General features: G+C 71.6%; 20 protein-coding genes. 11 read left to right on the top strand and 9 right to left on the bottom strand.

The features are described 5' to 3' along the window. The first annotated feature begins 16 nt into the window (after positions 1–16). Positions 17–1,147, top strand: a complete 1,131-nt coding sequence (locus tag OV427_RS24265; RefSeq protein ID WP_267858540.1) for a PLP-dependent aminotransferase family protein — start codon at positions 17–19, stop codon at positions 1,145–1,147. Positions 1,148–1,232: 85 nt separating this feature from the next. Beyond that, positions 1,233–1,946, top strand: a complete 714-nt coding sequence (locus OV427_RS24260; RefSeq protein WP_267858539.1) for an esterase family protein — start codon at positions 1,233–1,235, stop codon at positions 1,944–1,946. Positions 1,947–1,971: 25 nt separating this feature from the next. Here the strand turns inward: OV427_RS24260 and OV427_RS24255 are convergent, their stop codons facing one another. From OV427_RS24255 to OV427_RS24235, 5 genes are all read right to left on the bottom strand, one after another. Then, positions 1,972–3,369: an MATE family efflux transporter gene (locus OV427_RS24255; protein WP_267858538.1), complete on the bottom strand. Its 1,398-nt coding sequence runs from the start codon at positions 3,367–3,369 to the stop codon at positions 1,972–1,974. A 110-nt stretch (positions 3,370–3,479) separates the two neighbouring features. Continuing rightward, the gene (locus OV427_RS24250; RefSeq protein WP_267858537.1) at positions 3,480–3,857 is read right to left on the bottom strand and encodes a hypothetical protein; all 378 of its coding nucleotides are present in this window, start codon (positions 3,855–3,857) and stop codon (positions 3,480–3,482) included. After that, positions 3,857–5,986: a beta-propeller domain-containing protein gene (locus OV427_RS24245; protein WP_267858536.1), complete on the bottom strand. Its 2,130-nt coding sequence runs from the start codon at positions 5,984–5,986 to the stop codon at positions 3,857–3,859. The genes OV427_RS24250 and OV427_RS24245 overlap by 1 nt, the downstream gene beginning before the upstream one ends. A gap of 153 nt (positions 5,987–6,139) precedes the next feature. Then, the gene (locus tag OV427_RS24240) at positions 6,140–7,303 is read right to left on the bottom strand and encodes a TIGR02266 family protein (RefSeq protein ID WP_267858535.1); all 1,164 of its coding nucleotides are present in this window, start codon (positions 7,301–7,303) and stop codon (positions 6,140–6,142) included. 70 nt (positions 7,304–7,373) lie between these two features. Further along, on the bottom strand, positions 7,374–9,200 hold the full coding sequence (locus OV427_RS24235; RefSeq protein ID WP_267858534.1) for an Hsp70 family protein: 1,827 nt from the start codon (positions 9,198–9,200) through the stop codon (positions 7,374–7,376). A 178-nt stretch (positions 9,201–9,378) separates the two neighbouring features. Here OV427_RS24235 and atpH point away from each other — a divergent pair, with 178 nt between their 5' ends. From atpH to atpA, 3 genes are all read left to right on the top strand, one after another. Then, entirely contained in the window at positions 9,379–9,927 is a 549-nt protein-coding gene (gene atpH, locus OV427_RS24230) for an ATP synthase F1 subunit delta (RefSeq protein WP_267858533.1), read from the top strand. Between the two features lie 145 nt (positions 9,928–10,072). Then, positions 10,073–11,551 (top strand): PAS domain-containing sensor histidine kinase, encoded by a 1,479-nt coding sequence (locus tag OV427_RS24225; RefSeq protein WP_267858532.1) that lies wholly within the window; start codon positions 10,073–10,075, stop codon positions 11,549–11,551. Between the two features lie 198 nt (positions 11,552–11,749). Beyond that, positions 11,750–13,297 (top strand): F0F1 ATP synthase subunit alpha, encoded by a 1,548-nt coding sequence (gene atpA / locus OV427_RS24220; protein WP_267858531.1) that lies wholly within the window; start codon positions 11,750–11,752, stop codon positions 13,295–13,297. 95 nt (positions 13,298–13,392) lie between these two features. On the opposite strand, the gene OV427_RS24215 is transcribed toward atpA, so the two are convergent. Continuing rightward, positions 13,393–14,241, bottom strand: a complete 849-nt coding sequence (locus OV427_RS24215; protein ID WP_267858530.1) for an HAD family hydrolase — start codon at positions 14,239–14,241, stop codon at positions 13,393–13,395. A 206-nt stretch (positions 14,242–14,447) separates the two neighbouring features. Between OV427_RS24215 and OV427_RS24210 the strand changes: the two genes are divergently transcribed. The 4 genes from OV427_RS24210 to OV427_RS24195 all read left to right on the top strand — a co-directional run bounded on the left by OV427_RS24210 (position 14,448) and on the right by OV427_RS24195 (position 20,247). Continuing rightward, complete coding sequence (locus OV427_RS24210; RefSeq protein WP_267858529.1) at positions 14,448–17,015, top strand: PAS domain-containing protein; 2,568 nt, start codon at positions 14,448–14,450, stop codon at positions 17,013–17,015. Positions 17,016–17,180: 165 nt separating this feature from the next. Continuing rightward, complete coding sequence (locus tag OV427_RS24205) at positions 17,181–17,558, top strand: hypothetical protein (RefSeq protein ID WP_267858528.1); 378 nt, start codon at positions 17,181–17,183, stop codon at positions 17,556–17,558. 176 nt (positions 17,559–17,734) lie between these two features. Continuing rightward, positions 17,735–19,243 (top strand): hypothetical protein, encoded by a 1,509-nt coding sequence (locus OV427_RS24200; RefSeq protein ID WP_267858527.1) that lies wholly within the window; start codon positions 17,735–17,737, stop codon positions 19,241–19,243. Positions 19,244–19,392: 149 nt separating this feature from the next. Further along, positions 19,393–20,247, top strand: coding sequence for a hypothetical protein (locus tag OV427_RS24195; RefSeq protein WP_267858526.1), 855 nt, complete (start codon positions 19,393–19,395; stop codon positions 20,245–20,247). Here OV427_RS24195 and OV427_RS24190 read toward each other — a convergent pair. After that, positions 20,244–20,642 (bottom strand): response regulator, encoded by a 399-nt coding sequence (locus OV427_RS24190; RefSeq protein ID WP_267858525.1) that lies wholly within the window; start codon positions 20,640–20,642, stop codon positions 20,244–20,246. The two genes, OV427_RS24195 and OV427_RS24190, sit on opposite strands and share 4 nt — an antisense overlap. Before the next feature lie 337 nt (positions 20,643–20,979). Between OV427_RS24190 and OV427_RS24185 the strand changes: the two genes are divergently transcribed. Beyond that, a complete protein-coding gene (locus tag OV427_RS24185; RefSeq protein ID WP_267858524.1) occupies positions 20,980–21,852 on the top strand; it encodes a hypothetical protein in 873 nt (290 codons plus the stop codon). 265 nt (positions 21,853–22,117) lie between these two features. On the opposite strand, the gene OV427_RS24180 is transcribed toward OV427_RS24185, so the two are convergent. Further along, positions 22,118–22,801: a nucleotidyltransferase family protein gene (locus OV427_RS24180; RefSeq protein ID WP_267858523.1), complete on the bottom strand. Its 684-nt coding sequence runs from the start codon at positions 22,799–22,801 to the stop codon at positions 22,118–22,120. Between the two features lie 184 nt (positions 22,802–22,985). On the opposite strand from OV427_RS24180, the gene OV427_RS24175 reads away from it, so the two are divergent. Continuing rightward, positions 22,986–23,879 carry an alpha/beta fold hydrolase gene (locus OV427_RS24175; protein ID WP_267858522.1) on the top strand — a complete coding sequence of 298 codons (894 nt, stop codon included), beginning with the start codon at positions 22,986–22,988 and terminating at the stop codon, positions 23,877–23,879. A gap of 5 nt (positions 23,880–23,884) precedes the next feature. Here OV427_RS24175 and OV427_RS24170 read toward each other — a convergent pair whose 3' ends face one another. After that, positions 23,885–24,199: a CBS domain-containing protein gene (locus OV427_RS24170; protein ID WP_267858521.1), complete on the bottom strand. Its 315-nt coding sequence runs from the start codon at positions 24,197–24,199 to the stop codon at positions 23,885–23,887. Positions 24,200–24,349 lie beyond the last annotated feature (150 nt).

Genomic DNA, 24,349 nt, shown 5'->3' with positions numbered 1-24,349 from the left:
CGGAACGGAACGGCGCTTGTCCAGACGCGCCACGGCGCTGCGGAGCTATCCCGGCCACTATCAACCCCTCAAGGCGGTGCCGTTCACTCCCTCGCTCCCGCCCTTCGAGCTGTTTCCGCGCGCCGTCTGGAATCGCCTCCTCAACCGCGAGGCGGCCCGGCCCGGCAGCGCCTACTGGGCCTACGGCGCGAGCAACGGCCTGCCGGCCCTGCGCGAGGCCATCGCCGCGCACGCCTCCGCCATGCGGGCCGTGGCCTGTTCTCCCGAACAGGTGGTCGTGGTGACGAGCACACAGCAGGCCGTGGAGCTCGCCGGAAAGGCGCTGGCCGACCCTGGTGACAGCGCCTGGGCCGAGGTGCCGGGATACCAGCCCGTGCAGCACTGCCTGCGCGCGGTGGGACTGGAAGTCATCCAGGTGCCCGTCGACGAACACGGCCTCGACGTCGCCGCCGGCCAGCGGCTCGCGCCACGTGCGCGCCTGGCGTACGTCACCCCGGCGCACCAGTATCCGCTGGGCTACGAGATGTCGCTCGAGCGCAGGAAGGCGCTGCTCGGCTGGGCCCGCGAGCAGGACGCATACATCGTCGAAGACGACTACGACGGCGACTACCGCTACGAAGGCCGACCGCTCGCGTCCCTGCAAGGCATGGATGGAGATGGGCGGGTCATCTACGTGGGCAGCTTCAACAAAATCCTCTTCCCCGGACTGAGGATTGCCTACGCCATCGTGCCGGAGCCACTCGTCGGCGCCTTCGTCGACGCGAAGCACGTCGCCGACGGACACACCGCCCTGCTCACGCAAGGCGTGCTCGCGGCGTTCATCCAGGAAGGGCACCTGGCGCGCCATCTGCGAAAGACGCGCGCCGTCTACGATGAACGGCGCCGGGCCTTCCTGGAGGAAGCGAAGGTCCTCGCTGACAGTCTGGACTTCGGTCCGGCGAGGGCCGGCATGCATGTCGCCGGCTTCTTCAAGGCGCGCCTGGACGACCGCGCGGTGGCCGCGAAGTGCGCCCGCTCGCGCATCGAGGTCCAACCGCTCTCGAAGTTCGGAGCCACCGGCCATGGCGGGCTCGTCTTCGGCTTCGCGGGTTCCACACGCGCCGCCATGCGGTCCGGGCTCGAAATCGTACGGCGGGCGCTCCCCTGAGCCGGATGTTCACTCCCGCGCCCCCCGGCCACGCGCGGCGCACTCCCTTGCTTGCCTTTGACGCAACGCGGTTAAGTTCCCGCGCATGAACCGCGAATACCACCGCTGGTACAGCGAGCGCCTGCACCGGGACATGGAGGTGCTCCTCTTCGGCCACTCGGGCGAGCCGGTGCTGCTGCTGCCCACGAGCAAGGGCCGCTTCTACCAGGCCGAGGACTTCGGCCTCATCGGCGCCATCGCCGACCGCATCCAGTCCGGCCGCTACATCGTGGTGTGTCCGGACTCCGTCGACGAGGAGTCCTGGTTCAACAAGTCCATCCCCCCGCATGACCGCGTCATGCGTCACCAGCAGTGGGAGGACTACCTCCTCCACGAGGTGGTGCCGCTGCTCACCCGCCGCGGCACCGGCGGCCGCCTCACCCTCGCCGGGTGCAGCTTCGGCGGCTTCCACTCGTACAACGTGGGCCTGCGCCACCCGCACGTCTTCCGCCGCCTCATCTCCATGGGCGGCAAGTTCGAGACGGACGAGTTCCTCGACGGCCACCACGACCCGGAGGTCTACTTCCACTCCTGCACGCAGTGGCTGCACGGCCTCAACGACGCCGCGCAGCTGTCCGCCCTGCAGCGCGTGGAGATGGTGCTCGCGGTGGGCGAGCACGACTTCTGCCGCCCCTCCAATGAGAACCTCTCCAGCCTCCTGTGGAAGAAGGGCATCGGCAACCACCTCGCCGTGTGGCAGGGCGGCACCCACGACTGGCCCGTGTGGCGGCAGATGATTCAGCAGTACCTGCCCTGGTAGCGCGGCGGGCCGCGCCGGTACGCGCCTACGCCTCCAGCGGGCGCAGCGTACCGGCGCTCAGCCGGTTGAAGCGCCACAAGAGCGCCACCGCCACCGAGACGAGCCCCGCGCACAGGCCCCACCAGATGCCCACCACGCCCAGGCCCAGGCCGAAGCCCAGGAGCAGCGTCAGCGGCAGTCCAATGGCGTAGTGCCCCACCATGTTGGCGATGAAGGTGAAGCGCGTGTCGCCCGCGCCGCGCAGCACGCCCGCGCCCACGCCCTGCACGCCGTCGAACACCTGGAACACGGCGCTCACCATCAACAGCGGCACCACCAGGGGGAAGACGTCCTCCGGCGCCCCGGCCAGCTTCGCCAGCGCATGCGGGAAGAGGGCGAACACCAGTCCCCCCAGCGCCATGAAGCCCGCGCCGCCCGCGAAGGCGGTGAAGCCGCTCACCCGCGCCTGCGGCGTGTTGTGCGCTCCCACCGCCCAGCCCACCCGCACGCTGCCCGCGTTGCCAATGCCCATGGCCACCGTGAAGGTGACGCTCGCGAAGGAGATGGCAATCTGGTGCGCCCCCACGCTCGCCGCGCCCAGACCTCCCGCCAGCACGCCCGCCAGGGTGAAGACGCCAATCTCCGCGGTGATGTGGAGGCCAATCGGAATGCCCACCCGCGCCGCCTGCGCCAGGTCCGCCCACACCGGCCTGCGCGTGGGCCGCGCCGTGCCCTCCAGCCCGCGTGCCCGCACCGACCAGAGCACGATGAGCAATTGCAGCCCCGTGCACAGCGACGTGGCCAGCGCCGAGCCCGCCACGCCCATCGCCGGCACCGCGCGCAGCGGCCCGAAGTACGCCGGCAGGTCCGCCCCGCCGAACACCAGCAGGATGTCCGCGAACAGGTTGAGGACGTTCGCCGCCACCGTGGCCACCACCAGCGGCCGGGTGAAGGCCGTGGACTGGAGGTACGAGCGCATCGTCAAGAAGGCCAGCATCAGCGGCATGCTGGGCCCGCGCCACAACAGGTAGTCCCGCGCGCCGTCCACCTGCTCGGGGGCAATGCCCGCCAGTGGCAACAGCAACGGCGTCAACAACATCAGCGCGAACAGCGCCACGCCCGCGAACAGCGACATCCACCCGCCCTGCCACAAGAGCGCCCGCGCCCGGTCGAAGTGGCGCGCGCCAATGGCCTGGGACAGGAGCGGGTCGAAGCCCATCATCAGCCCCATGCCGAAGCCGCTCACGGCGAAGAAGAGGCCGTTGCCCAGGCCCACCGACGCCAGCGCGGACGTTCCCGCCCGCCCCACCACCAGCGTGTCCACCAGGCCCATGAGCGCCTGGCCGCCCTGCGCAATCGCGATGGGGACCGCCAGCCGGCTCAGCTCGCGGAGCTCCGTGCGGTAGGTCTTCACGGGCTGGGACGAAGTCGCGGCGATGGTCATGGCAGGCGCGCCTATAGCGCCTTCCGACAGAGAATGCGCTCCCCGCTTGTGACGCCCCGCCGCTCCCCAACCTGACCGGGGAGGGCGGGTCCAGCCTCGTCACGGGACGGCTACGGAAAGCCCCTGCAGGTCCACCCGAGCGGCGGGCAGTGACGGCAATACGGGCTGTCCGGGGACGGCCCCATCATGCACGCCCCACCGCAGTACTCGACGATGCGCCCCGTGGGCTTCTCCACGTAGTAGTACGGCCCGTCCACCTCGGCCCCGCAGTCGACGCCCACCAGGTCGCCACAGGTGGCGGCCACCTTGCAGCCCCCGGGCAGGTCGGTGAGGGTCAACCTGCGCACCTCGCTCTCGGGCAGGCGGGGGTCCTCCGAGGCGGCCTGGACCACCGTGTCGGGCAGTGGCTCCGGCTCCCGCGTGGCCTCGGTACCGCACCCCACCGAGCCCACGAGAAGCGCGGCCATCATCCACTGCGCGAGCTTCATCAGGGCACCATCGGCGGCTGGAACAGCGACGTGGCGAGCGGCGTCTGGAGCGCATCCACCTTCGCCACGCGCAGGCCGCCGTCGGTGATGGCGTAGACGTAGTCATCCGCCATGACGCTGCGGCGCACCATGGGCGACCAGTACCAGGACCAGCCGCGCTGGTTGAACGTCTGGTACACGTCCTTCATCGACAGCGCGCCCACCGGGGTGATGCCGGTGGCGGTGTCCACGCGGAACACGCGCAGCTCGCTGCGGAAGCTGGACCAGTAGTCGTTGTAGTCGTAGCTCCAGTCCGTGAAGGGAATGGCCAGCAGCCCCTTGGCCGCGAAGTAGTTGAAGGCCTTGTGCTCGTAGAGCGCCTCGCTGTAGCTGCTCGCCGTGCCGACCGTCTGGGTGAAGGCCTCCTTCGGGTTCGCCAGGTCCGTCACGTCGAACAGCGTCACCTTGAGGGCGCGGCTGTTCCAGCCGCCCGTCTCGTCCCGCTGCTCGCCCAGGGTGAGCAGGTGCGTGTCGCCAATCGGGTGGATGTACGTGGAGAAGCCCAGCACCTTGAGCTCGCCCACCTTGCGCGGGTGGGCCGCGTCACTCAGGTCGAAGGTGAAGAGCGGGTCCGTCTGCCGGAAGGTGACGACGTAGCCCTTCTTGCCCACGAAGCGCGCGCTGAAGATGCTCTCACCCGGCGCCAGATTCTCCGTGCGCCCCAATTCCTCCAGCTTCCCTTCCTGCTCGTGGAAGGTGACGACGCGGCTGACGGTGTCGAAGCGCCACCAGTTCTGGTTCTGCAGGTCCACGGTCCGGGTGCTCACGGTGGTGGCGACGCGCAGCACGCCCTCGTGCTCGTCCATGGAGAACTGGTTGGCGATGTGGCCTTCCATGGTGCCGCTGCCCACGTAGGTGGCCTTGCCCGGCTCGCGGATGTCGAACTTGTGCAGGTACGTGAAGTCCGACTGCCCCACCTCCGGCCACCACCACCAGTGACCGGTGGCCATGTAGAGCGAGTCCTTCGACGCGTAGACTTCACCCGGCGACGTCACCACGCTGGTGCGGCGCGGTGCCGCATTGGCCGCGTCCGCGTCCAGGTTCATGGACAGCACCGTCACGAAGCCCAGGCCCGTGGGCGCGTTGGCGTGGAAGAAGTCCGTGCACGAATACGTCAGCGGCGCGGTGTGCCCCGCCGCGTCCACGCGCCGTCCACCGGGCAGCCAGTCCTCCAGCGCCTGCTCGCGGATGAGCTTCTCGTTCTTGGCGATGAGCGCGTCCACCACGTCCGCCAGCTTGTCCTTGTCCTCGTAGAGGTCTCGCGAGTACTCGGGGTAGAAGCGCACGTCCTCCGGCCAGCGGAACTGGTCCGACAGCACCAGCCGCACCGCGCCCTCCACGCGCCGCGCGTTGAGGTAGCCGCCGGGCAGGTACACCTGCTCCACGACCTTCGGCGCGGCGAGGTCCGCCACGTCCACCACCGTCACCTTCAGAGTGTCGCCGTAGTAGTAGCCGCACCCGAAGCCCGCGCAGTCGATGGCGGGCTCCGCGACACCGCCACCGCCACCCGTCAGCGTGGGCTTGCCCGGCCGCTGCTCATACACCTGCGAGGTGATGACCAGCCGGTTGCGCTCCTTGTCCAGGAGCATCTCCCGAGGCCAGCCCTCCACCTCCAGCGCCGCCGTGCGCACCAATTGCTCCGCCGGCCACGAGCGGTGGATGTACAGCCGGGGGCCGGACAGCACGAAGATGCGCGTGCCGTCGTTCTGCACGAAGTCCGCCTCGTGCACGCCCTCCACCTGGTTGTTGGTGTCCGTGGAGTCGTTCGGCCCGGAGCTGCCGCCTCCCGCGGCGTCCTCCGTCGGAGTGGGAGCGCCCGGCGGCGCGCCGTCCGCCATGTCGCCCCCGCGGGGAAGGCCCCCGTAGCCCCAGCCTCCGCCGTTGTTCTTGAGCGACTCCAGCGAGGCGCGCATCTGCTTCGTCGCGCTGTCCTCGATGAACTGCTCCAGGTCCTCGCAGCCGGCGAAGGACTCCAGCTTCGCCGCCGACTGCACCGGCTCGTTCGTGACTCCCGAAGTCTTCGAGCTACTGCCGCAGCCCGCCGCCACCAACGCCAGTCCCACCCATCCATAGCGTTTCCACTGCCGCATCGAACCCTCCCGCTTCATCATCGGCCCCACTGGCGGCGCGGACCTGACGTCCATGCCTGCACCAGCGGCCGCCCACGCTTTGCCACGCCCATGCCAGGGCACACGGGAGCCCGGGCCCCGGGGTTTCCAGGGGTTTGCGAGACAGGGGGCCTCTCAGAAACCTGAGACGCGCGGGGAACCCGAGAGCGGAAAACCGAGGGTCCGCGGCACGAAGCGGACGAACTGCTGGGTGAGCGACGAGTCCATGCGCTCCAGGCGCAGGCCCATGCCGGCGGGAGCGCGGAAGGGGCCCTGGGGGTGCGGCGGGTTGGCCCAGGCCACCGTCGCCTCCGCGGTGCAGGGCGTGCGCTGGCCGGCGAGCAGGACCTTCAAAGACAGCCGTGCACCCTCGCGCGCGGGGGTGAGGGTGCGCACGAAGAGGCCCTCCGGGCTGGCGTCGTGGCTGAAGCCGGACATGGCCGCGCCGCCCGCGGTGGCGAACTCCACCACGGTGAAGAAGGGCACGCGCTCCGCGGCGCGCAGCGGGACGAGCCCCGGTATCAGCCGCCCCAGCACCTTGCCCAGCAGCTCGTCCGCGCCCAGGTGACGCTTCTCCAGCAGCGGCGCGCCCGACACCGCCTGGGCCCGGGTGAGCACGTCCGCGGACTCCTCCGCGCGCGACAGCAGCACCAGCGGCTTGCGCGCATGCACCTCGCGCAGCTTCGTGGCCAGCCCCAGCGCCTCACGGGGCGTGCGGGACACGTCCACCACGAAGCCGTCCAGTTGCGCGCCGTGCAGCGCGGCCAGACGCGCGGCGTCCTCGGCGTCGCGCGCGTAGAGCACGTGCAGGCCCTCCTGCTCCAGCGCTCCGCCCAGGAAGGTGTGCAGGAAGCGCCCGCCCTCCACCAGCAGCACGCGGCGCCCGCGAGGGACGCCCTGTCCCCGCTCCCGCGCCGCGCGCACCGCGGCCAGCTTCGCCTCCAGCGCCTCCAGCGCCACGGGCTTGGGCAAGAAGTCGTCCGCGCCCGCGCGCCAGCAGTGCATCACCTCGTGCGGCTCGCCCGCGGAGGTGAACATGATGACGGGCACGTTGCGGCCCGCGGGGTGCGCCTTCACGAGGCGGCACACCTCGTCGCCCTGCATGCGCTCCATGCGCAAATCCAGGAGGATGAGCGAGGGCGCGCGCCGCGCCAGCTCCGCCAGGCACGCCTCGCCGCCCTCCATCGCCACGGCCTCGCAGCCCAGCCGCGCCAGGTGCAGGCGCACCACCTCCCGGGCGGTACGGGAGTCGTCCACCACGAACACGGTGTCGCGCGCGGCGGAGGGGGGGACGGTCATGGGCTCACGGATAGGAAGGAAGAGAAGGGACAACCACGGGCCTGGCGGGCCAGCGTTCGGGTCTGGACGCTCAGGCGCGGGGCTCCTGCCGGCCAGACAGCAGTTGCGTGAGCTGCCTTGCAATCGAGGCGCACTGCGCGGCGTCCCCGCTCTGGAGCGCGGTGCGCCCGCCGTCCAGCAACTGCTGCACGGTGCCCACGGCGGCCTGGGCCTCCGGGCTGGGGTTCTCCTGCGCGCTCTTCTGGAGCATCCGCGCCAGCTTGTCACCGCGCTCCAGCAGCTTGCGGAACAGGTCCTCCGCGCGCCTGGCGTCCACCACGCCCTGGCTCTGCGCGTAGTGGGCCTGCTCCGCGCCCAGCTTCTCCGCCTCGCCCTGCGGCATGCCCGGCCGCGCCTCCAGGCGCACCAGTTCCATGTTGCCGGTGGTCAGGTCCGTGGCCTTCACCGCGAGGATGCCCTCGCTGGACAGCTCGAAGACGACTTCCAGGGGCACGTCGCCGCGCGCGGCCACGTGCAGGTTCTTCAGCACCACCTCGCCCAGCTTGTGGTTCTCATCCTGGAAGTCGCTCTCCCCCTGGTACACGGGGATGCGCGCCTCGTTCTGCCCGGCAGTCCCGGGGAAGAAGATGTCACGCGCCACCACCGGCACGCCGGTGTTCTTCGCGATGAGCCGCTTCACGCGCCCGCCCAGCACGCCCACGCCCAGGCTCTGGCTGGCCACGTCCAGCAGCAGCGCCTGGCCGGACTGGCGCAGCAGTTCGTCCGCCTGCACCGCCGCGCCCAGGGCGACGGCCTCGTCCGGGTGCACGTCCGTGGACGGCGCGCGGCCGAAGAAGTCCGCCACCAGCCGCCGAATCAGCGGCACGCGCGTCATGCCGCCCACCAGCAGCACCACGTCCACCGAGCGAGGGTCCATCTTCGCCTCGCGCATCACCCCCTGGCACACCTCCAGGCAGCGGCGCGAGAGCGGCTCGGACAGCGTCTCGAAGAAGGAGCGCGTCAGCACCGTCTCCAGCTCCGTCAGGCGCCGGCCGCTGGTGGCGTGGTCGCCCAGCCCGGACACGGAGACGCTGGCCTCGTCCGCCTCGGTGAGGGTGCGCTTGGCGGCCTCGGCGGCCACCTTCAGGCGGCGCAGGCTCTGCGCGTCCTGCGACACCACGTGCCGCATCTCATCGTCCACCTGCGCCAGCAGCCACTGGACGATGCGCTGGTCGAAGTCCTCTCCGCCCAGCCTCGGGTCTCCACCGGTGGCGCGCACCTCGAAGACGCCGGCCTTCACCTCCAGAATCGAAACGTCGAAGGTGCCGCCGCCGAGGTCGAACACCAGCGCGTTGCCCTCGAAGCCGCGTGACAGGCCGTAGGCCAGCGCCGCCGCGGTGGGCTCGTTCACCAGCCGCACCACGTCCAGCCCGGCAATCGTCGCCGCCTCGCGCGTGGCCTGGCGCTGGTTGTCGTCGAAGTTGGCGGGCACCGTAATCACGCACTTGGAGACGGGACGTCCGAAGTGCGCCTGCGCGTCCAGCGCCAGCTCACCCAGAATCATCGCGGACACCTGGGTGACGGGCATCACCCGTCCGCCCAGCTTCACGCGCACGTCGCCCGACGGCCCCGCCACCAGCGGATAGGGCACCGTCGCCTTCGCCTGCTGCACCAGTTCCGGCGTGTAGCGCCGCCCCAGGAAACGCTTGGTGGCCCAGACCACCGCGTCGGGATGTTCCTCCCCGAGCGCCTGCGCGGCATGGCCCACCACGCGCTCGCCCGACTTCGTCATTCCCACCACGGAGGGCGTCAGCCGGCCACCGGCGCGCGAGGGGATGAGCCGCGCGCGTCCGTCCTCGACGGTCGCCACGGCGCTATTGGTGGTACCCAGGTCGATGCCGATGACGGGGTCGTGCATGGGGGCGGTCAGGACACCACGCTACGGGCCTTCCGGCCACCTCGCCAAGTCCCCTATTTCCCATACCCCCGGTGTACTTGACGCCTCCCCGCCCTCCGGGCCGTCCTTCCCGTCACGGAGAGGGCGGGTGCCACGGCCGTTGCCCGGGCCAGGGCACCATGCTAAGGGCGCCCCCGTCATGGTGAACGTGTCCATCGCCCGCCGCTACGCCCGTGCGCTCCTCGACGTTGCCTCGGAGGCCGGCCGTACCGAAGCCGTCGCCGAGCAGCTCACCGCCTTCGCCCAGGTCTTCGCGAAGAGCCCGGAGCTGACGGACGTGCTCCTCAACCCCGCCTACTCCCGCAGCCAGCGCACCCAGGTGGTGGAGGGTGTGATGAAGGCCCTCCCCGGTGGGGCGGACCCCATCCTGGCCAGCACCCTGCGCCTGCTGGTGGACCGCAGCCGCCTCAACTACCTCACCGACATCGCCCGCCTCTTCGGCGACATGGCGGATGCCCGTGCCGGCCGCGTCCGGGGCCACGTCACCACCGCCACCCCGCTGCAGGCCGACGCCCTGGCCCGCATCCAGCAGCAGCTGCAGCAGCTCACCCAGCGCAACGTCATCCTGGAGACGCGCGTGGACCCGTCCATCCTGGGCGGCGTGTCCGCGCAGGTCGGCAGCATCCTGTATGACGGCAGCATCCGCACCCAGCTGGAGCAGATGCGCCGCGAGCTGAAGGAGCACTGACGTCTGGCTGCCCGTCCGGCAGCCAACTTTCCAGGTCGTCTTCTCGTCCCGCAGTCCAGGGTAAACCGGTATTTCCAGCGGGCCCTGGTAAGGGGTATACTCGGTGTGACGCGGGACAAGCCCGCGTTATCCGGACGACCTGAACATGCCGCAGTCCCTGCTCCACTGGCTCCCTGATGGCGCGCCCTCGTCGGCCGCGCCCGAGGAGTCGAGGCCCTTCCTTGGCGCGTTGCTCAACGCCGCGGGTTGTGGCGTGGCCCTCCTGGACAGAGAGCTCCGGCCGGTCTGGGTGAATGCGGCGATGGCGGCGCTGTCGGGCCAGGAGCCCCGCGCGCACGTGGGCCGTCCGCTGCTGGAGTTGTGGCCCCAGGTGGCGCCCGCGCTGTCCCCCCTGCTGGCCCGCGCGTTGGCGGGCGAGGACGTGACGGAGGCGCCGGTGTATGGCGCGCTGGCGGCCTCGGCGGGAGAGCGGCATTTGAGGGTGGGCACGTCGCCCGCGCTGAATGGCGGCGCGCTGGCGGGTGTGGTGTTGTGGGTGCGCGACGAGACGGAGCGCGTGCGCGAGGAGCAGCGGGTGCGCGAGCGCGAGGCGCACATGCGCAGCCTCGCGGACGTGGCGTGCGACGGGCACTTCCTGCACATCAACGGCAAGGTCCTCGAGGCCAACCGCGCGGTGGCGACCCTGCTGGGGCTCACCTCGCCCTCGCAGATGCGGGGCCGGGATTTGTCCGAGTGGGTGGCGCCGGAGTTCCGCCAGACGGTGCTCGGGGCGATGAGCCGCGGGGTGGAGACGCCGTACGAAGTCGTGTGCGTGCGCGTCGACGGCCAGCGCGTCCCCGTGGAGGTGCTGGCGAAGGACGTGACGTGGGAGGGCCAACCGGCACGGCTGGTGGCCATCTGGGACATCAGCAGCCGCAAGGCCTCCGAGGAGCGCGTGGCCCGGACGGACCACTTCCGGGACCAGTTGCTGGGCGTCATCGGCACGGACCTGCGCACGCCGCTGCAGTCCATCCAGCTGGGCACCGGCGCCCTGCAGCGCCTGGGCGGGATGGAGGAGCCCCAGCGGCGGCTGGTGGGCCACATGGCCCAGGCGGCCCGGCGCATGGAGCGGATGATCCACGAGCTGCTCGACTTCACCCGGGAGCGGCTGGCCGGCGGGCTGGTGGTCCGGCCGGAGCCGGGCGTGCTGGACCTGGTGGTGGAGCGGGTGGTGGAGGAGCGCCGGCTGGCGCACCCCGGGCGCGCGATTCAGCTGGAGTCCGAGGGGGATTTGCACGGGCGGTGGGACGCGCCCCGGCTGGCGCAGCTCGCGGACAACCTGCTGGGGAGTGTCCTCCAGCACGGCCCCGAGGACGCCCCCGTGCTGCTGCGGCTGTCCGGCACGGTGGGAGGCGTCACCCTCTCCGTCCACAACGACGGGCTGGTGGTGCCCGCCGAGGAGCACGCCGCCCTCTTCGAGCCCTTCCGCCGGGGCCGCGCCGCGAGCCCGGATGGCCTGGGGCTGGGGCTCTACATCGCCCGGCAGATTGCCCTGGCCCACGGCGGCCGGCTCACGGTGGAGTCCCGCACCGGCGGCGGAGTGCGCTTCATCGTCTGGCTCCCTCGCGAGGCCACCAGCTCCTGAGGCGCCCGGGCCCCTGCCCGCCCTCCCTCCTTCCAGACCCGGCCCGGCCTGGCTTTACTAGAGGCCATCATTCCCCGCACGCGCGAGCGTGCCGTGCGCATTGCAGCGGGGGGGAGTGCATGGTAAGGGGCCCCCACTTCCAGCTTTACGCGGCCGTCCCCCACAGTTGGCCGCCCAGTGCAAGGACGCGAAACGCCCATGGAAATCCGCGCCGACGAGATCAGCAGAATCATCCGGGAGCAGATCAAGGATTACGGCAAGAAGGTCACCGTCGCGGAGACTGGCACCGTGCTGTCCGTCGGTGACGGTATCGCCCGCATCTACGGCCTCGAGGGCGCCCTGGCCGGCGAGCTGGTGGAGTTCCACAACGGGGTGCAGGGCCTGGTGCTCAACCTCGAAGAGGACAACGTCGGCGTCGCCATCATGGGTGACTTCCAGCACATCCGCGAGGGCGACACCGTCAAGCGCACCCAGCAGATTGCCTCCGTGCCCGTGGGCAAGGGGCTGCTGGGCCGCGTGGTGGACCCGCTCGGCAAGCCGCTGGACGGCAAGGGCCCCATCGTCGGCACCGAGACGCGCCGCCTCGAGGTGAAGGCGCCCGGCATCGTGAAGCGCAAGAGCGTGCACGAGCCCCTGCAGACGGGCATCAAGGCGCTGGACGCGCTGGTGCCGGTGGGCCGCGGTCAGCGCGAGCTCATCATCGGTGACCGCCAGACGGGCAAGACGGCCGTCGCCATCGACACCATCATCAACCAGAAGGGCCTGGGCGTTTACTGCATCTACGTCGCCATCGGCCAGAAGCAGTCCACGGTCGCCCAGGTGGTGGAGAAGCTGAACCGCTTCGGCGCCATGGAGTTCACCACGGTGGTGGCGGCCAACGCCTCCGACTCGGCGCCGATGCAGTTCTTCGCGCCGTACGCCGGCGTGGCCATTGGCGAGTACTTCCGCGACAACAAGATGCACGCCCTCATCATCTACGATGACCTGTCCAAGCAGGCCGTGGCGTACCGCCAGCTGTCGCTGCTGCTGCGCCGCCCGCCGGGCCGCGAGGCGTACCCGGGCGACGTGTTCTACGTCCACAGCCGCCTGCTGGAGCGCGCCGCCAAGCTGTCCGACGAGGAGGGCGCCGGCTCGCTGACCGCGCTCCCCATCATCGAGACGCAGGCCGGTGACGTGTCCGCGTACATCCCGACCAACGTCATCTCGATTACGGACGGGCAGATCTTCCTCGAGACGGACCTCTTCTTCGCCGGCGTCCGCCCCGCCATCAACGTCGGTCTGTCGGTGTCCCGCGTCGGTTCCGCCGCGCAGATCAAGGCCATGAAGCAGGTGGCCGGCACCATGAAGCTGGACCTGGCGCAGTACCGCGAGCTGGCGGCCTTCGCGCAGTTCGGCTCGGACCTCGACAAGGCCACCCAGGAGACGCTGGCCCGCGGCGCCCGCATGGTGGAGGTGCTCAAGCAGGGTCAGTACGAGCCGCTCCCCGTCGAGAAGCAGGTCATGCAGCTGTACGCCGCCACCAACCGCGACGACCCCAAGAAGCGCGGCTGGATTCGCGACGTCCCGGTGTCCGACATCGTGCGCTGGATGCGTGAGTTCCTGGAGTTCGCGGACGGCAAGCACCCGAACATCTCCAAGGACATCCAGACGAAGCGCGAGCTGAGCAACGACACCAAGGCGACGCTGAACAAGGCCATCACCGAGTTCAACGAGGTGTTCCAGCCCACGCCGGGCGCCAAGGTCTAGGGCGTCCCCCGTTGCTCCGGTGGGGCCCTCTTCGCGGAGGGCCCCGCCAACACAGAAGCCCCGCTCCCTTCACCGGGACGCGGGGCTTCGTGCTTTCAGCGCAGGCGCGGCAGCAGGGCGCGCAGGCTGCGGTCCACGCCGCCGCGGATGCCGAGCGCGTGCACCGCCTTCAGCTCGTAGGGCAGCACGTTGTCGCGGGCCACCAGCTGCACGTGCGCGCCCAGGGCGGCCGGCAGCGCGAGGTCCAGCTCGTAGATGTCACCGGCCACCAGCGTCTCCTCGGGCCGCGTGCCCGTGGAGTCCCAGACGCGCTTGAGCGCCTGGAAGTAGCGGCCACGGCGCAGGTAGATGGGCCGGCGCAGCGCCCCGTCCATCACCTGCGTCTCCGGCACCGAGTCGAAGCGCGCGTCGGGCGCGTCCGGCGGGTCCAGGAGGAACTTGCGCGCGTCCCCGGACACCCGCAGCCGCTCCCGCCCCCTGGGCGCGAGCTGGTCCAGCTTCTTCTCCACCAAATCGGTGTGCGCGTTGGTCACCACCGTCACCGGCAGGCCGGTGGCCAGCAGCGCCTCCAGCACCTCCTTCGCCTCCGGCTTGAAGGCCGTGGCGGAGTACGCGTACGCCTCGCGGTACAGCCCCTGCACCGCCTCCGAGCGCACCGCCTCGTCCGCGCCCCTGCCGAAGCGCTGCAGCAGCCGGTGCGCCGCGCACGTCGCCGTCAGGTACGGGTCCGCCGTGGCCGGCGCCACCACCCTGCCGCCCAGCTCCCAGCCCAGCGAGTCCGCCCCCGCCTTCAGCGCGGAGACCTCCTCCTCCCATGCCACCTCCAGCTCCTGCCCCAGCACCCGCGCCAGCCCGTCGCGGAAGTGACGCAGGAAGGGCGCGCTCTCCGCCGCCACGTCCGTGAAGGTTCCATCGAAGTCCAGCACCACACACGCAATCGCCATCAGACCACCGGCTCCCGAAGTCAGTTCGTGAAAGGGGCCAGATGACGCCCCGCCCCCGTTCCGGAATCAAGTCCACCCCGCCCGCCCACGTCCATGATTCCCAGAGAGCCATGCAAATCCAGCTGCCAACGTTGCGAGCAGGCCCGGGTTGTCAGCCCGGGAGGGCAGCCCCAAGGTAGGTGTCCGGGGCGCCCCCCACCCTTCACATGACCGAGCTCCCGCCCTCCGCCACCGAGGCCGTGCCTTCCGCCGAGCGGGAGCGGCTGCGCGCCGTGCTGCGGCTGTTGCCGGTGGGCGTCTTCATCGCCGACGCACAGGGGCGGCTGCTGGAGACGAACGCGGTGGCGAACGCCATCTGGGGAGGACGGCCGCCCCTGGTGGAGGACACCTCCCGGTATGGCGAGTACGCCGCCTGGTGGCCGGACACCGGAAGGCGGCTGGAGGCGCACGAGTGGGGCCTGGCGCGCGCGCTGCGCGACGGGGAGACGGTGCTCAACCAGGAGGTGGACATCGTCGCCTTCGACGGCGCGCGGCGCACCATCCTCAACTCGGCCACGCCGCTGTACGCCGCGGACGGCAGCCTGCTGGGCGCGGTGGCCGTCAACGTCGACATCACCGAGCGCAAGGTGGCCGAGCGCGCGGAGGCCTTCCTCTCCAAGGCCAGCCGCCTGCTGGCGGAGTCCCTGGAGTGGGAGACGACGCTCAAGGCGGTGGCGCGCCTGGCCACGCAGGAGTGGGCGGACTACTGCCTGCTGGACGTGCTGGCCGGGGATGGCACCCTGCACCGGCTCGCCCTCTTCGCCAGGGACACGGAGCGCCAGGCGCTGCTGAATCGCACGATGCCCTACCCGGCGCGGCTGGACTCGGACACGGTGATGGCGCGGGCCATCACCGAGGGGCGCTCCATCCTGGTGCCGGACATCACCCCGGAGTGGCTGGAGCGTCACGCGCGCAACCCGGAGCATCTGCGGCTGATGGAGGAGCTGGCGCCGCGCTCCATGCTCGCGCTCCCGCTGGTGCGGGGCGAGCAGCGCTTCGGCCTCATCACCCTCATCTCCACCTCGCTCGCGCGCCGCTACACACCAAGGGACCTCACGTACGCGGAGGAGTTCGCCCGCCGCGCGGCGCTCGCGGTGGAGAGCGCACGGCTGTACCGCGAGGCACAGGAGGCGCTGCGGGCGCGTGACGCGTCGCTGGCGCTGCTGGAATCGCTCCTCGCCGCTTCGCCGGTGGGCATGGGCTTCCTGGACCGGGAGCTGCGCTACGTGCACGTCAACCCGGTGCTGGCCGACATCAACAGCATGTCACCGGAGGAGCACCGGGGCCGCACGCCGACAGAGGTGCTGGGGCCCGGCGCGGAAGGCCTGGTGGCGCTGCTGCGGCAGGTGCTGCGCACGGGCGAGCCGGTGGTGGACCTGGTGGTGGACGACCCGCGTCCGACCGAGCTCCGCCACTACCTGGCCACCTACTTCCCGGTGTGCGTGGACGGCGAGCCGCTGGGCGTGGGCGCCACGGTGCGGGAGGTGACGGAGCAGAAGCGGGAGGAGGAGCAGCTGCGCTTCCTCGCGGATGCCACCGTGCGCCTGTCCACCTCGCTCGACTGGCGCACCACGCTGCGCACCGTGGCCCAGGTGCTGGTGGAACAGCTGGCGGACTACTGCACGGTGGACATCCTCACCCCGGACGGCGAGCAACTGGAGCGCGTGGAGGCGCGGGGCAGCGACGCGCGCACCCAGCAACTGCTGGAGAAGTCGCTGCACTACCCTCCGCCACCCGGCGCGCGCACGCCGCTGCGCCGCGTCCTGGAGACGGGCCAGCCGGAGCTGGCGTCGGAGGTGGACCCGGCGTGGCTGGACGCCCTCGCCGTGTCGCCCGAGCACCGCCGGCACATGGAGGCGCTGCACCCGCGCTCGGCGATGTTCGTCCCGCTGGTGGCACACGGGCGCACGCTCGGCGTGGTGAGCGTCGTCTCGCAGACCCCCTCCCGACGCTACGGCGCCAGGGACCTCGTCTTCCTGGAAGACCTGGCGGCGCGCGCGGCGCTCGCGGTGGACAACGCGAGGCTGTACCGCGAGGTGGAGGGGGCGGTGACGGCGCGCGACGAGTTCGTGGCCATCGCCACGCACGAGCTGCGCACCCCGCTGTCCGCGCTGCAGCTGCAGCTCGGCTCGCTCCAGCGCGCGACGGAGCGCGACACGCCGCTTCCGCCAGAGCGGCTGAAGCAGGGGCTGGACGGCGCGCGGCGGCAGGCGGAGCGGCTGGGCCACCTCGTCACCCACCTGTTCGACGTGGCGCGCATCAGCACCGGGCGCCTGGAATTGGAGCGCGAGGAGGTGGACCTGTCCGCGCTGGCGCACCGGCTGGTGGCGCGCATGGAGGACGCGCTGGCCGCCGCGGGCTGCGCGCCCGTCGTCCACACGGACGCGCCGGTGCGGGCCCGGGTGGACCGGCTCCGGATGGAGCAGGTGCTGATGAACCTCCTGTCCAACGCGATGAAGTACGCGCCCGGCCAGCCGGTGGAGCTGTCCGTCGAGTCCACGGACGGGGCGGCCGTCATCGTCGTGCGCGACTGGGGCCCCGGCATCTCCCGCGAGGCGCAGGCGCGCATCTTCGAGCGCTTCGCGCGCGCCAGCGGCGAGCACGCCCGCGCCAGCCTGGGCCTGGGCCTCTACATCTCCCGGCAGATTGCCCGCGCCCACGGCGGCGACCTCACCGTGGAGGACCCGCCCGAGGGCCCCGGCGCCCGCTTCGTGCTGCGGCTGCCCCGGCAGTGAGCGCACGAAAGGCGCCGGCGGCCCGCCCCGCCACGGCGCCCCATGAAGCGGACGCCTCGGGGCCCCCCCTCCCGCCGCACGGAGCCTCCCCGGTCCACGGGTAGGACGCGGGGCGAGGGACGCCACCTTGAGGCCTACCCCGGTGGGCCCGCTAGCCTTGGGGCCATGGAAGCGACTCAGAAGAGCGAGTCGGCGCGGCGACGCCGGGCGTGGCTGCCCTGGGGCCTGCTGGTGGGCGCGGTGGTGCTCGCCACGTCGGGGGCCTGGGCGGGCTCGCGCTCCATCTCCGCGCTGGTGGAGCGCAACGGCCAGTTGGAGCGCGAGGCCGCCGAGTCCGAGGCCCATGTGGCGGAACTGCAGGCGCTGCGCGAGTCCCAGTCGCGCCGGCTGCGGACGCTGGAGCAGCAGCACCAGGCCGCGCAGGCCGCCCTGGCGACCACCACCGCCACCTGCACCACGCCCCCGGACTCCGCCCAGGTCCGCCCCGAGCCCCGCCGCGCCGCGAAGGCCTCCGTCCGGGGCAAGAAGGTGGCCCGGCGCTGACGGCGCCCGCCGTTGCCCTCGCGTCCACACCCGCTGGGGACGCTGTGGACCGGCAGGCAACACCGGCGCCGTCCGCGCCGCGCAACCTCGCGAAAAGACGGGGCCTCCGGGTCCGGCCCGCCTCGTGCTAACCGGCTCCTTCGCGTCGTCTCCTTCCTCGTCGAGGTCCGCTCCGCATGTCGCCCTTCGTCCTCCGTGCTCCCTCGCGACCCGTGCTGGCCGCGCTCGCGTGCCTGCTCGCGCTGATGCTTCCGGCGTCCAGGGCCGCGGCCGAGCCGGGCATCCGCATCCTGAATTCGCTCTCCACGTCGGACCTGGCCCTCAACGCCCTCACCACCAACCGGGACTCGCTGGAGGCCCTCACGACGGGGCCGCTCAACTCCAAGGCCTTCGACGGCGATGACCGCCTCCGGCACCAGCTGGAGCACCCGCCCGCGCTCCACGTCATGAAGTACCTGGTGGAGTGCGCCCTGCCGGCGGGCGAGGGCGTGAAGTGGACGAGCCGGGCGGGCGTGACGCACTACTTCGAGGGCTCCGTGGGCCTGTGCAAGGACTGGCAGTACGGCGCGCCGAGCCGCGAGTGCCTGGGCTACGTGTCGGCATGCCTGCTGGCGCGCAACAACGCCTATGGCGTCGAGGTGCCGCTGTCCATGCGCGGCGAGGACCCGCGCGACGAGAAGCGCTTCAACCCGTCCGGCGCCACCGAGGAGTGGAGCACGATGTTCCTGCCCTGCCCCTCTGGCGGCTCCGGGCTGACGCCCGAGTGCGGCTGGCTGGGTGAGGGCGTGGGCAGCTGCACCCCCGGCGCCTCCGTGACGGTGGCCGCGGGCGCGCCGTATGACACCGTCGCCTGCACGGGCAAGCTGGGCGAAATCAGCGGCGACCGCGTCCTGCGCGTGTGCAAGGACCCCAAAGGCTGCGCGCGGGCGGACCTCATCGCGGAGACGGACCACAACCCGTGCGGCATCGCCCCGAGCGTCACCTTCACCTGCCCCGGCTCCGGCAGCTACAGCCTCATGTCCGCGCCGTACAACCGCAACGCCCTGCCCGGCTCGTGGGTGTGGCCGCAGGCGTACTCCAGCTCGCCGAGCGCGTACCCGGCGGAGCCCTTCGGGGCGTACACCTTCCGCGAGGGCGCCTTCTACGGGAACCTCTTCGACCCGGGCCTGCTCCTGGCGGAGGTCATCCTGGAGAAGGACACCTTCAAGCCCAAGCTCGTCACGAAGTCGGAGTTCAAGGGCTACCCCTACAACGGCGTCCACGCCTGCTACTCGCGGGACTGGGTGTCCGGCGACAGCCACCTCGCCGCGCGCATCTGCGCCAACACCACCGTCTCCGGCGTGAGCGCCAACGTCTGCGTGGCCCGCACGGCGGGGCCCTGCGAGCCCGGCAGCACCAGCACGCGGCCCCCCCGCTGCAAGGTGAATGACGGCTACGCGGTGAAGGGCGACGGAGACTTCGAGTCCTGCCAGGACGAGATTGGCGCCTTCCACCCCGAGCCCATCTCCATCTACCTGAGCAGCCCGTGTGACCTCGTCCCCCCCAGCGTGCAGAAGGTGTGCGTCACGACGTGCAACCGGCTCAGCGCCTGCACCACGAAGTGCCGGCCCATGTCGCCGGGCGAGTGCCTCCAGAAGTACAGCTACACCCCGCCGTCCAAGCCTCCCGAGTCTCCCCAGAAGTAGGCGCGGGTCGGCTTGGGCCCGGGGCGGAAGGCGCGCCCCGGTGCCCTCCGGGCGGGGGTGGAGAATTGCCGTGAAATGAATAAAGCAGCCGGGCATCCGTCCACGGTTCCGGAAGGCCCCTTTCCCGGTCCCCACCGAGGAGCAGAACCGTGTCCCCACTTCGGCCAGTGCTGTGTGCCCTTCTCGCACTCGGGCTCCTCCTCGGCTCGACGCCGGCCGAGGCCCGCTTCGGCAAGCGCTCGCGCTCCAACCAGAGCGAGTCGAAGAAGGACGACGACAAGGGGCACGAGGCCACGGCGGTGGGCGAGGAGGACTCGGAAGACGACAAGGACGATGACCGTCCGCGCCGCCGCAACGTGCGCCACCACTCGGACCTGGACGCGACGGTGGGCTTCTTCGCCTTCATCTTCTCCAGCGGCAACCACCGGCTCATCGTCGACGACCGGCAGGGCCCCCGCGGCGAACTGCGCGAGCAGCGCCACGCGGCGCCGCTGTCCTTCCGCCTGGGCCTGCAGGGCGGCCCCGTCACCGAGGGCGCCGCGGTGGACCTGTTCATCGGCCTGGAGGGGCGGCGCTTCGGCGTGGACGCGCGCCTGACTGGCATGGGGCTGAGCGCGGATGACGGCTCCGAGGACACGGACAGCATTTCGCTGATGGAGGCGCACCTCACCTGGGCGCTCATCTCCATGCAGCGGGCGCGGCTGCGCGTGGAGGCGGGCGTGAGCAGCGCGCATGCGCCGGACGTCACCTTCGTGGGCCCCAGCCTGGGCATGTCCCTGGAGGCGTGCATGGCGGGCCCGCTGGACTTCGAGGCGCGCGTGCAGACGACGCCCTTCCCCTACCGCCAGGTGGACGCGAGCGCCGCGCTGGCGCTGCACCTGGGCGCGCTGGTGGTGCGCGGCGGCTACCGGGGCATGGTGCTGGATGACGCCGGGCAGGTGGACGGCGTCACCCACGTGGACACCTTCCACGGCCCGTTCTTCGGCCTGGGCCTCGCCTACTAGCCGCTCGACGACGAGCCCGCGGTGTCCCGCCGCGGGCAATGCCGCGACACCGTGGCGAGCAGCGCGGCCAGCTTGACGGGCTTGCGCAACAGCCCCACCACGCCCTCGGGCGAGGGCCCGGGCTCCCCCGTCATCCCCACCACCTGCGTGCCGGCGAAGCGCGCGTCCGTCCTCACCCGCTCGAGGAAGGCGTGCCCGTCCACCCGCGGAATCTCCAGGTCCAGCAGGACGAGGCACGGCGCCTCCAGGGACGCCAGCACGCGCAGCCCCTCGTGGCCGTTGATGGCCATGGCCACTTCGTAGCCTTCATCGTGGAGCGCTTCCGCCATGGCTCCCCGGACGTCCGGGTCGTCCTCGACGAGGAGGACCATGGGCCGCGCCAGAGCGTGGGTCACACCAGCCACCCTAACCGCTCCTTCCTCGGGAAACACGCGAGTCGCATGCGCCGCCATCCCTCTGGCGGCCCAGTGTCGAACCATGAGCATCTGCATGGGGGGTACAGGCAGATATTACAGGCATCCGGAAGGAGTCAGCGCCCCGGCCCGGCGCGGGGGTTGATGTTCCACCGCCGCGCATGGCGCCGGGCTTCTGGCGGGAGCGCTGTCCACCGCCACACAGGTGACGCTGGCCAACGACACGCCCCGCCCGGGGGCCCATGGCTGGCCTGGCCGTGAAGGCGGTTGAATCCCGCTTCCCCGAGAGCATTCCGAATCCCCAGAAGAGGAGTGGACCGTGCCATCCCCCAAGGCCGTGCTGTGCGCCGCGCTTGCCGCCGGTGCCCTCCTGGGCTCCAGCTCCGCCGAGGCCCGCTTCGGCAAGCACTCCTCCTCGCAATCCAACAACAACCGGGGCAATGACCGCCCCTCGCGCCCTTCGCGCCCCCCGCGTGACGAGCAGCCGCGCACGCACCAGGCGACGCCCATCGGCAAGGAGGCGTCGAACGACAACGACGACGCGCCCCGGCGGAGGCGGAGGGCCGTGGTGCGCCGCCCGCTCCCGGAGCTCATCGTCGCCGGCGCCATCATCGCCGCGCCGCGCCCCCGCGCCGTGGCCCTCACCCGGGTGCGCGAGCGGCACGAGCCCGTCCCTTTGATGGTGCGGCTGGGTGTGGAGGGCGGACTGCTCGGCGACGGCGGCGCCATGGGTCTGTTCATGGCCACGGAGGGACGGCGCCTCGGCGTGGACACGCGCATCACCGGAATCTCACTGCCGGCGGATGACGGCTCGGACGAGGTGGACCGCATCACCCTGATGAGCGCGCACCTCACCGCGGCGCTGTGGGCGGGCCCGCGCGGCCGAGTGCGTGTGGAGGCGGGCGTGGCCACGGCCCATGCGCCGCACATCATCTTCGTGGGGCCCAGCTTCGGCGCCTCGGCGGAGGCGTGCATCGGCCGCTCCCCGGTGGACCTGGAGGCTCGCCTGCACGCCACGCCCTACCCGCACCGCCAGGTGGATGTGCAGGCCGGCCTCGCGGCGCACCTGGGCTCCCTCAACGTGCGCGGCGGCTGGCGCGGCCTGTACCTCGACGACGCCGGCCACGTGGACGGCATCCAGCACACCGAGGGCCTCGCCGGCCCGTACCTCGGCCTGGGCTTCGCGTTCTGAGCAGGCGGCTCCATGCCGGAGCCCCGGAGGCCGGCACTCCGGCGCGGGCTCCACGTCCTGAAGCGGAAGGTGCTCCATGCTGGGAGCCGCGGCTGCCCGCCCCCGGCGTGGGTCTCACGGACTGAAGCACCGGCGCCTCACGCCGTGAAGCGCGCGGGCCCCGGCCTTCCGCCGCACGGCGCGAAAGGGACGGGGCCCGTCACATTGCGAAGATGCTTCCGGGCCGGAGCCACCCGGACACTGGGGAGCTCCGGCCCTCGAGGACCTATTCTTCGGACGCGGCGGCCATGGGCGCCGAGCCACCGCTCAGTTCCCCCACCGTGGTGGCCCCGGTGCCGGTGCGCTTGGCGCGCCGCTTCGGTGGAGGCGCCAGCTTCGGTGCCGTGCCGAAGAGCCGCTCGTACGTCTCCGGCGTGTTGATGTTCACCACCACGCCCGGGTCCTTCACCGGCACGCGCCGCACCTTGAGGGTCGCCAGCGCGGGCTCCAGCTGCAGGCCCTCCGCGGCACGCAGCCGCTCGGCCGCGCCCCGTGAGAGCACCAGCGGCCAGCCAGGCGCGCCCTCGAACTCCGGCCGCATGACTTCGTCCCCCTCCCCCATCAGCTTGAGCAGGGACTTGAGCGTGGACGCGCGCAGCGCGGGCATGTCCACCGGTTGCAGCAGCAGCACGTCCGCTCCGGCCTCCAGCGCGGCGTCGAGCCCCGCCTTCACCGAGGCCAACGGCCCCTCCTGCCACCGTTCCGACTCCACCAACTCCAGCCCCGGATGCTGCTCGCGCACGGCCTCCGAGTCCTTGCCCACGACTCCGATGATGGAGCAACCCGCCTTTCCAAAGGTGGATGCCAGTGATTGGAGGAAACTCTTTCCTCCCTCGTGTTCGATGAGCGCCTTGGGATGGGCCATCCGCCGGGCCTCACCCGCAGCGAGGATGATTGCGACTGCCTTCATGCCACGCCTCCTCCGCCCCCCAAGAAATGAACGCCAGCAGGCCCGGGGGCCACCCGTTAGAGGCTGTGGACTTCTTCCGGGATTGCAGCCCGCCCCCAGGTCCGAGCCGTCAGCCAGCCGCCAGTCACTCGGGCGGGTGTTGGCTGGAGGAGCCTGCCTGGCGGTAGAACGTCCACCACCCGCCATGAGCGCCCTTCCCGACTTCCTCGCGCGCCTGCTCCCCTTCCCCTCCCACTTCGCCCCGGTGCGCTTCGGTCCCGGGCTCGTGAAAATGCACTTCCTGGACCAGGGACAGGGCCGTCCGGTGCTGCTGCTGCACGGCAACCCGACGTGGTCCTTCCTCTGGCGCAAGGTGATGGCGGGGCTGGACGGGAAGGGCCTGCGCGTGGTGGCGCCGGACCTCATCGGCCTGGGGCTGAGCGACAAGCCTCGCGCGCTGGCCGTGCACACGCTGCGCAACCATGGGCAGGCGGTGTTGGACCTGGTGGAGCGGTTGGATTTGCGCGACGTGGTGCTGGGGGTGCAGGACTGGGGCGGACCGATAGGGGCGTGGCTGGCGGCGCGCTCGGGCGGACGGGTGACGGGGCTGGTGGTGCTGAACACGTCGGTGCTGGCGCCGCGCGTGTTCCGGACCACGGCGTTCCACCGCTTCTCACACCTGCCGGTGGTGAGCGACGTGGCGTTCCGGCTGTTCAACTTCCCGGTGCCGGTGCTGGGGCGCACGCAGGGCGACGCGCGCTCCATCTCCGGTGACGTGGCGAAGGCGTATGCGTGGCCGCTGCGGCGCGTGGTGGACCGGGCCGCGCCGCTCGCGCTGGCGCGCATGGTGCCCAACCGCGAGGACCACCCCACCGTGCCGGAGCTGGCGCAGGGCGACGCGTGGGTGCGCGGCTTCCGCGGGCCCGCGGAGTTCGTGTGGGGACTGAAGGACCCGATTCTGGGGCGCGCGCTGAAGCGGCACCGGGAAGCGCTGCCGCACGCGCGCGTGACGGAGACCCAGGCGGGACACTTCCTCCAGGAAGAGGTGCCGGACGAAATCGCCGCGGCGGTGCTGCGCGTGGCGGGTGGGGCCGCCTAGCGAGCTCAGTGCAGCCAGGGACGCTCGGGCGCGGCCATCAACGCCTCGTAGGGAACGCCCGTCGTTTCTTCCGTGCCCGTGAGGGCCTTTGCGGTCAGAATTTCAGCCAGCCGGGCCAGCGGAGCGCACGCGGAGAGCCGCTGCAGCTCCCCCTCCGACACCTCCCCCAGCAGCTCCCCGCCCTGGCCATCCACCACCGGGAGCACGTGCAGCCCGTGGCGGTGCATCACCTGGAGTGCGGCAAGGACGGTGTCCTCGGGGAAGAGCGTCACCGCACGCGAAACGAGGGACTGGACCTGGGGACTGCGGCACGTCGTCACGGATGCCTCCGGATACCGAGGCGCCGGACGCCTCGTGGATCACCCCGTAGCAAGGGCCTTGCCGCCCCGAATTCTCGCCCCGAGAGAAGTACACACAACCTACGACAAGGTACGCGCGATAATCCCGCTACAATCGCCTTTCCCCCCGGC

The sequence above is a fragment of the Pyxidicoccus sp. MSG2 genome (assembly GCF_026626705.1).
Taxonomy (GTDB): domain Bacteria; phylum Myxococcota; class Myxococcia; order Myxococcales; family Myxococcaceae; genus Myxococcus.
The sequence above is the reverse complement of the archived record's forward strand: the minus strand, read 5'-3'. Positions and strand labels throughout refer to the sequence as shown.

Excerpts from the sequence above, each read along its gene's own strand:
- OV427_RS24260 (WP_267858539.1), top strand. The coding sequence starts at position 1,233 with ATGAACCGCGAATACCACCGCTGGTACAGCGAGCGCCTGCACCGGGAC.
- OV427_RS24255 (WP_267858538.1), bottom strand. The coding sequence starts at position 3,369 with ATGACCATCGCCGCGACTTCGTCCCAGCCCGTGAAGACCTACCGCACG.
- OV427_RS24250 (WP_267858537.1), bottom strand. The coding sequence starts at position 3,857 with ATGAAGCTCGCGCAGTGGATGATGGCCGCGCTTCTCGTGGGCTCGGTG.
- OV427_RS24245 (WP_267858536.1), bottom strand. The coding sequence starts at position 5,986 with ATGCGGCAGTGGAAACGCTATGGATGGGTGGGACTGGCGTTGGTGGCG.
- OV427_RS24240 (WP_267858535.1), bottom strand. The coding sequence starts at position 7,303 with ATGACCGTCCCCCCCTCCGCCGCGCGCGACACCGTGTTCGTGGTGGAC.
- OV427_RS24235 (WP_267858534.1), bottom strand. The coding sequence starts at position 9,200 with ATGCACGACCCCGTCATCGGCATCGACCTGGGTACCACCAATAGCGCC.
- atpH (WP_267858533.1), top strand. The coding sequence starts at position 9,379 with ATGGTGAACGTGTCCATCGCCCGCCGCTACGCCCGTGCGCTCCTCGAC.
- OV427_RS24225 (WP_267858532.1), top strand. The coding sequence starts at position 10,073 with ATGCCGCAGTCCCTGCTCCACTGGCTCCCTGATGGCGCGCCCTCGTCG.
- atpA (WP_267858531.1), top strand. The coding sequence starts at position 11,750 with ATGGAAATCCGCGCCGACGAGATCAGCAGAATCATCCGGGAGCAGATC.
- OV427_RS24215 (WP_267858530.1), bottom strand. The coding sequence starts at position 14,241 with ATGGCGATTGCGTGTGTGGTGCTGGACTTCGATGGAACCTTCACGGAC.
- OV427_RS24210 (WP_267858529.1), top strand. The coding sequence starts at position 14,448 with ATGACCGAGCTCCCGCCCTCCGCCACCGAGGCCGTGCCTTCCGCCGAG.
- OV427_RS24205 (WP_267858528.1), top strand. The coding sequence starts at position 17,181 with ATGGAAGCGACTCAGAAGAGCGAGTCGGCGCGGCGACGCCGGGCGTGG.
- OV427_RS24200 (WP_267858527.1), top strand. The coding sequence starts at position 17,735 with ATGTCGCCCTTCGTCCTCCGTGCTCCCTCGCGACCCGTGCTGGCCGCG.
- OV427_RS24180 (WP_267858523.1), bottom strand. The coding sequence starts at position 22,801 with ATGAAGGCAGTCGCAATCATCCTCGCTGCGGGTGAGGCCCGGCGGATG.
- OV427_RS24175 (WP_267858522.1), top strand. The coding sequence starts at position 22,986 with ATGAGCGCCCTTCCCGACTTCCTCGCGCGCCTGCTCCCCTTCCCCTCC.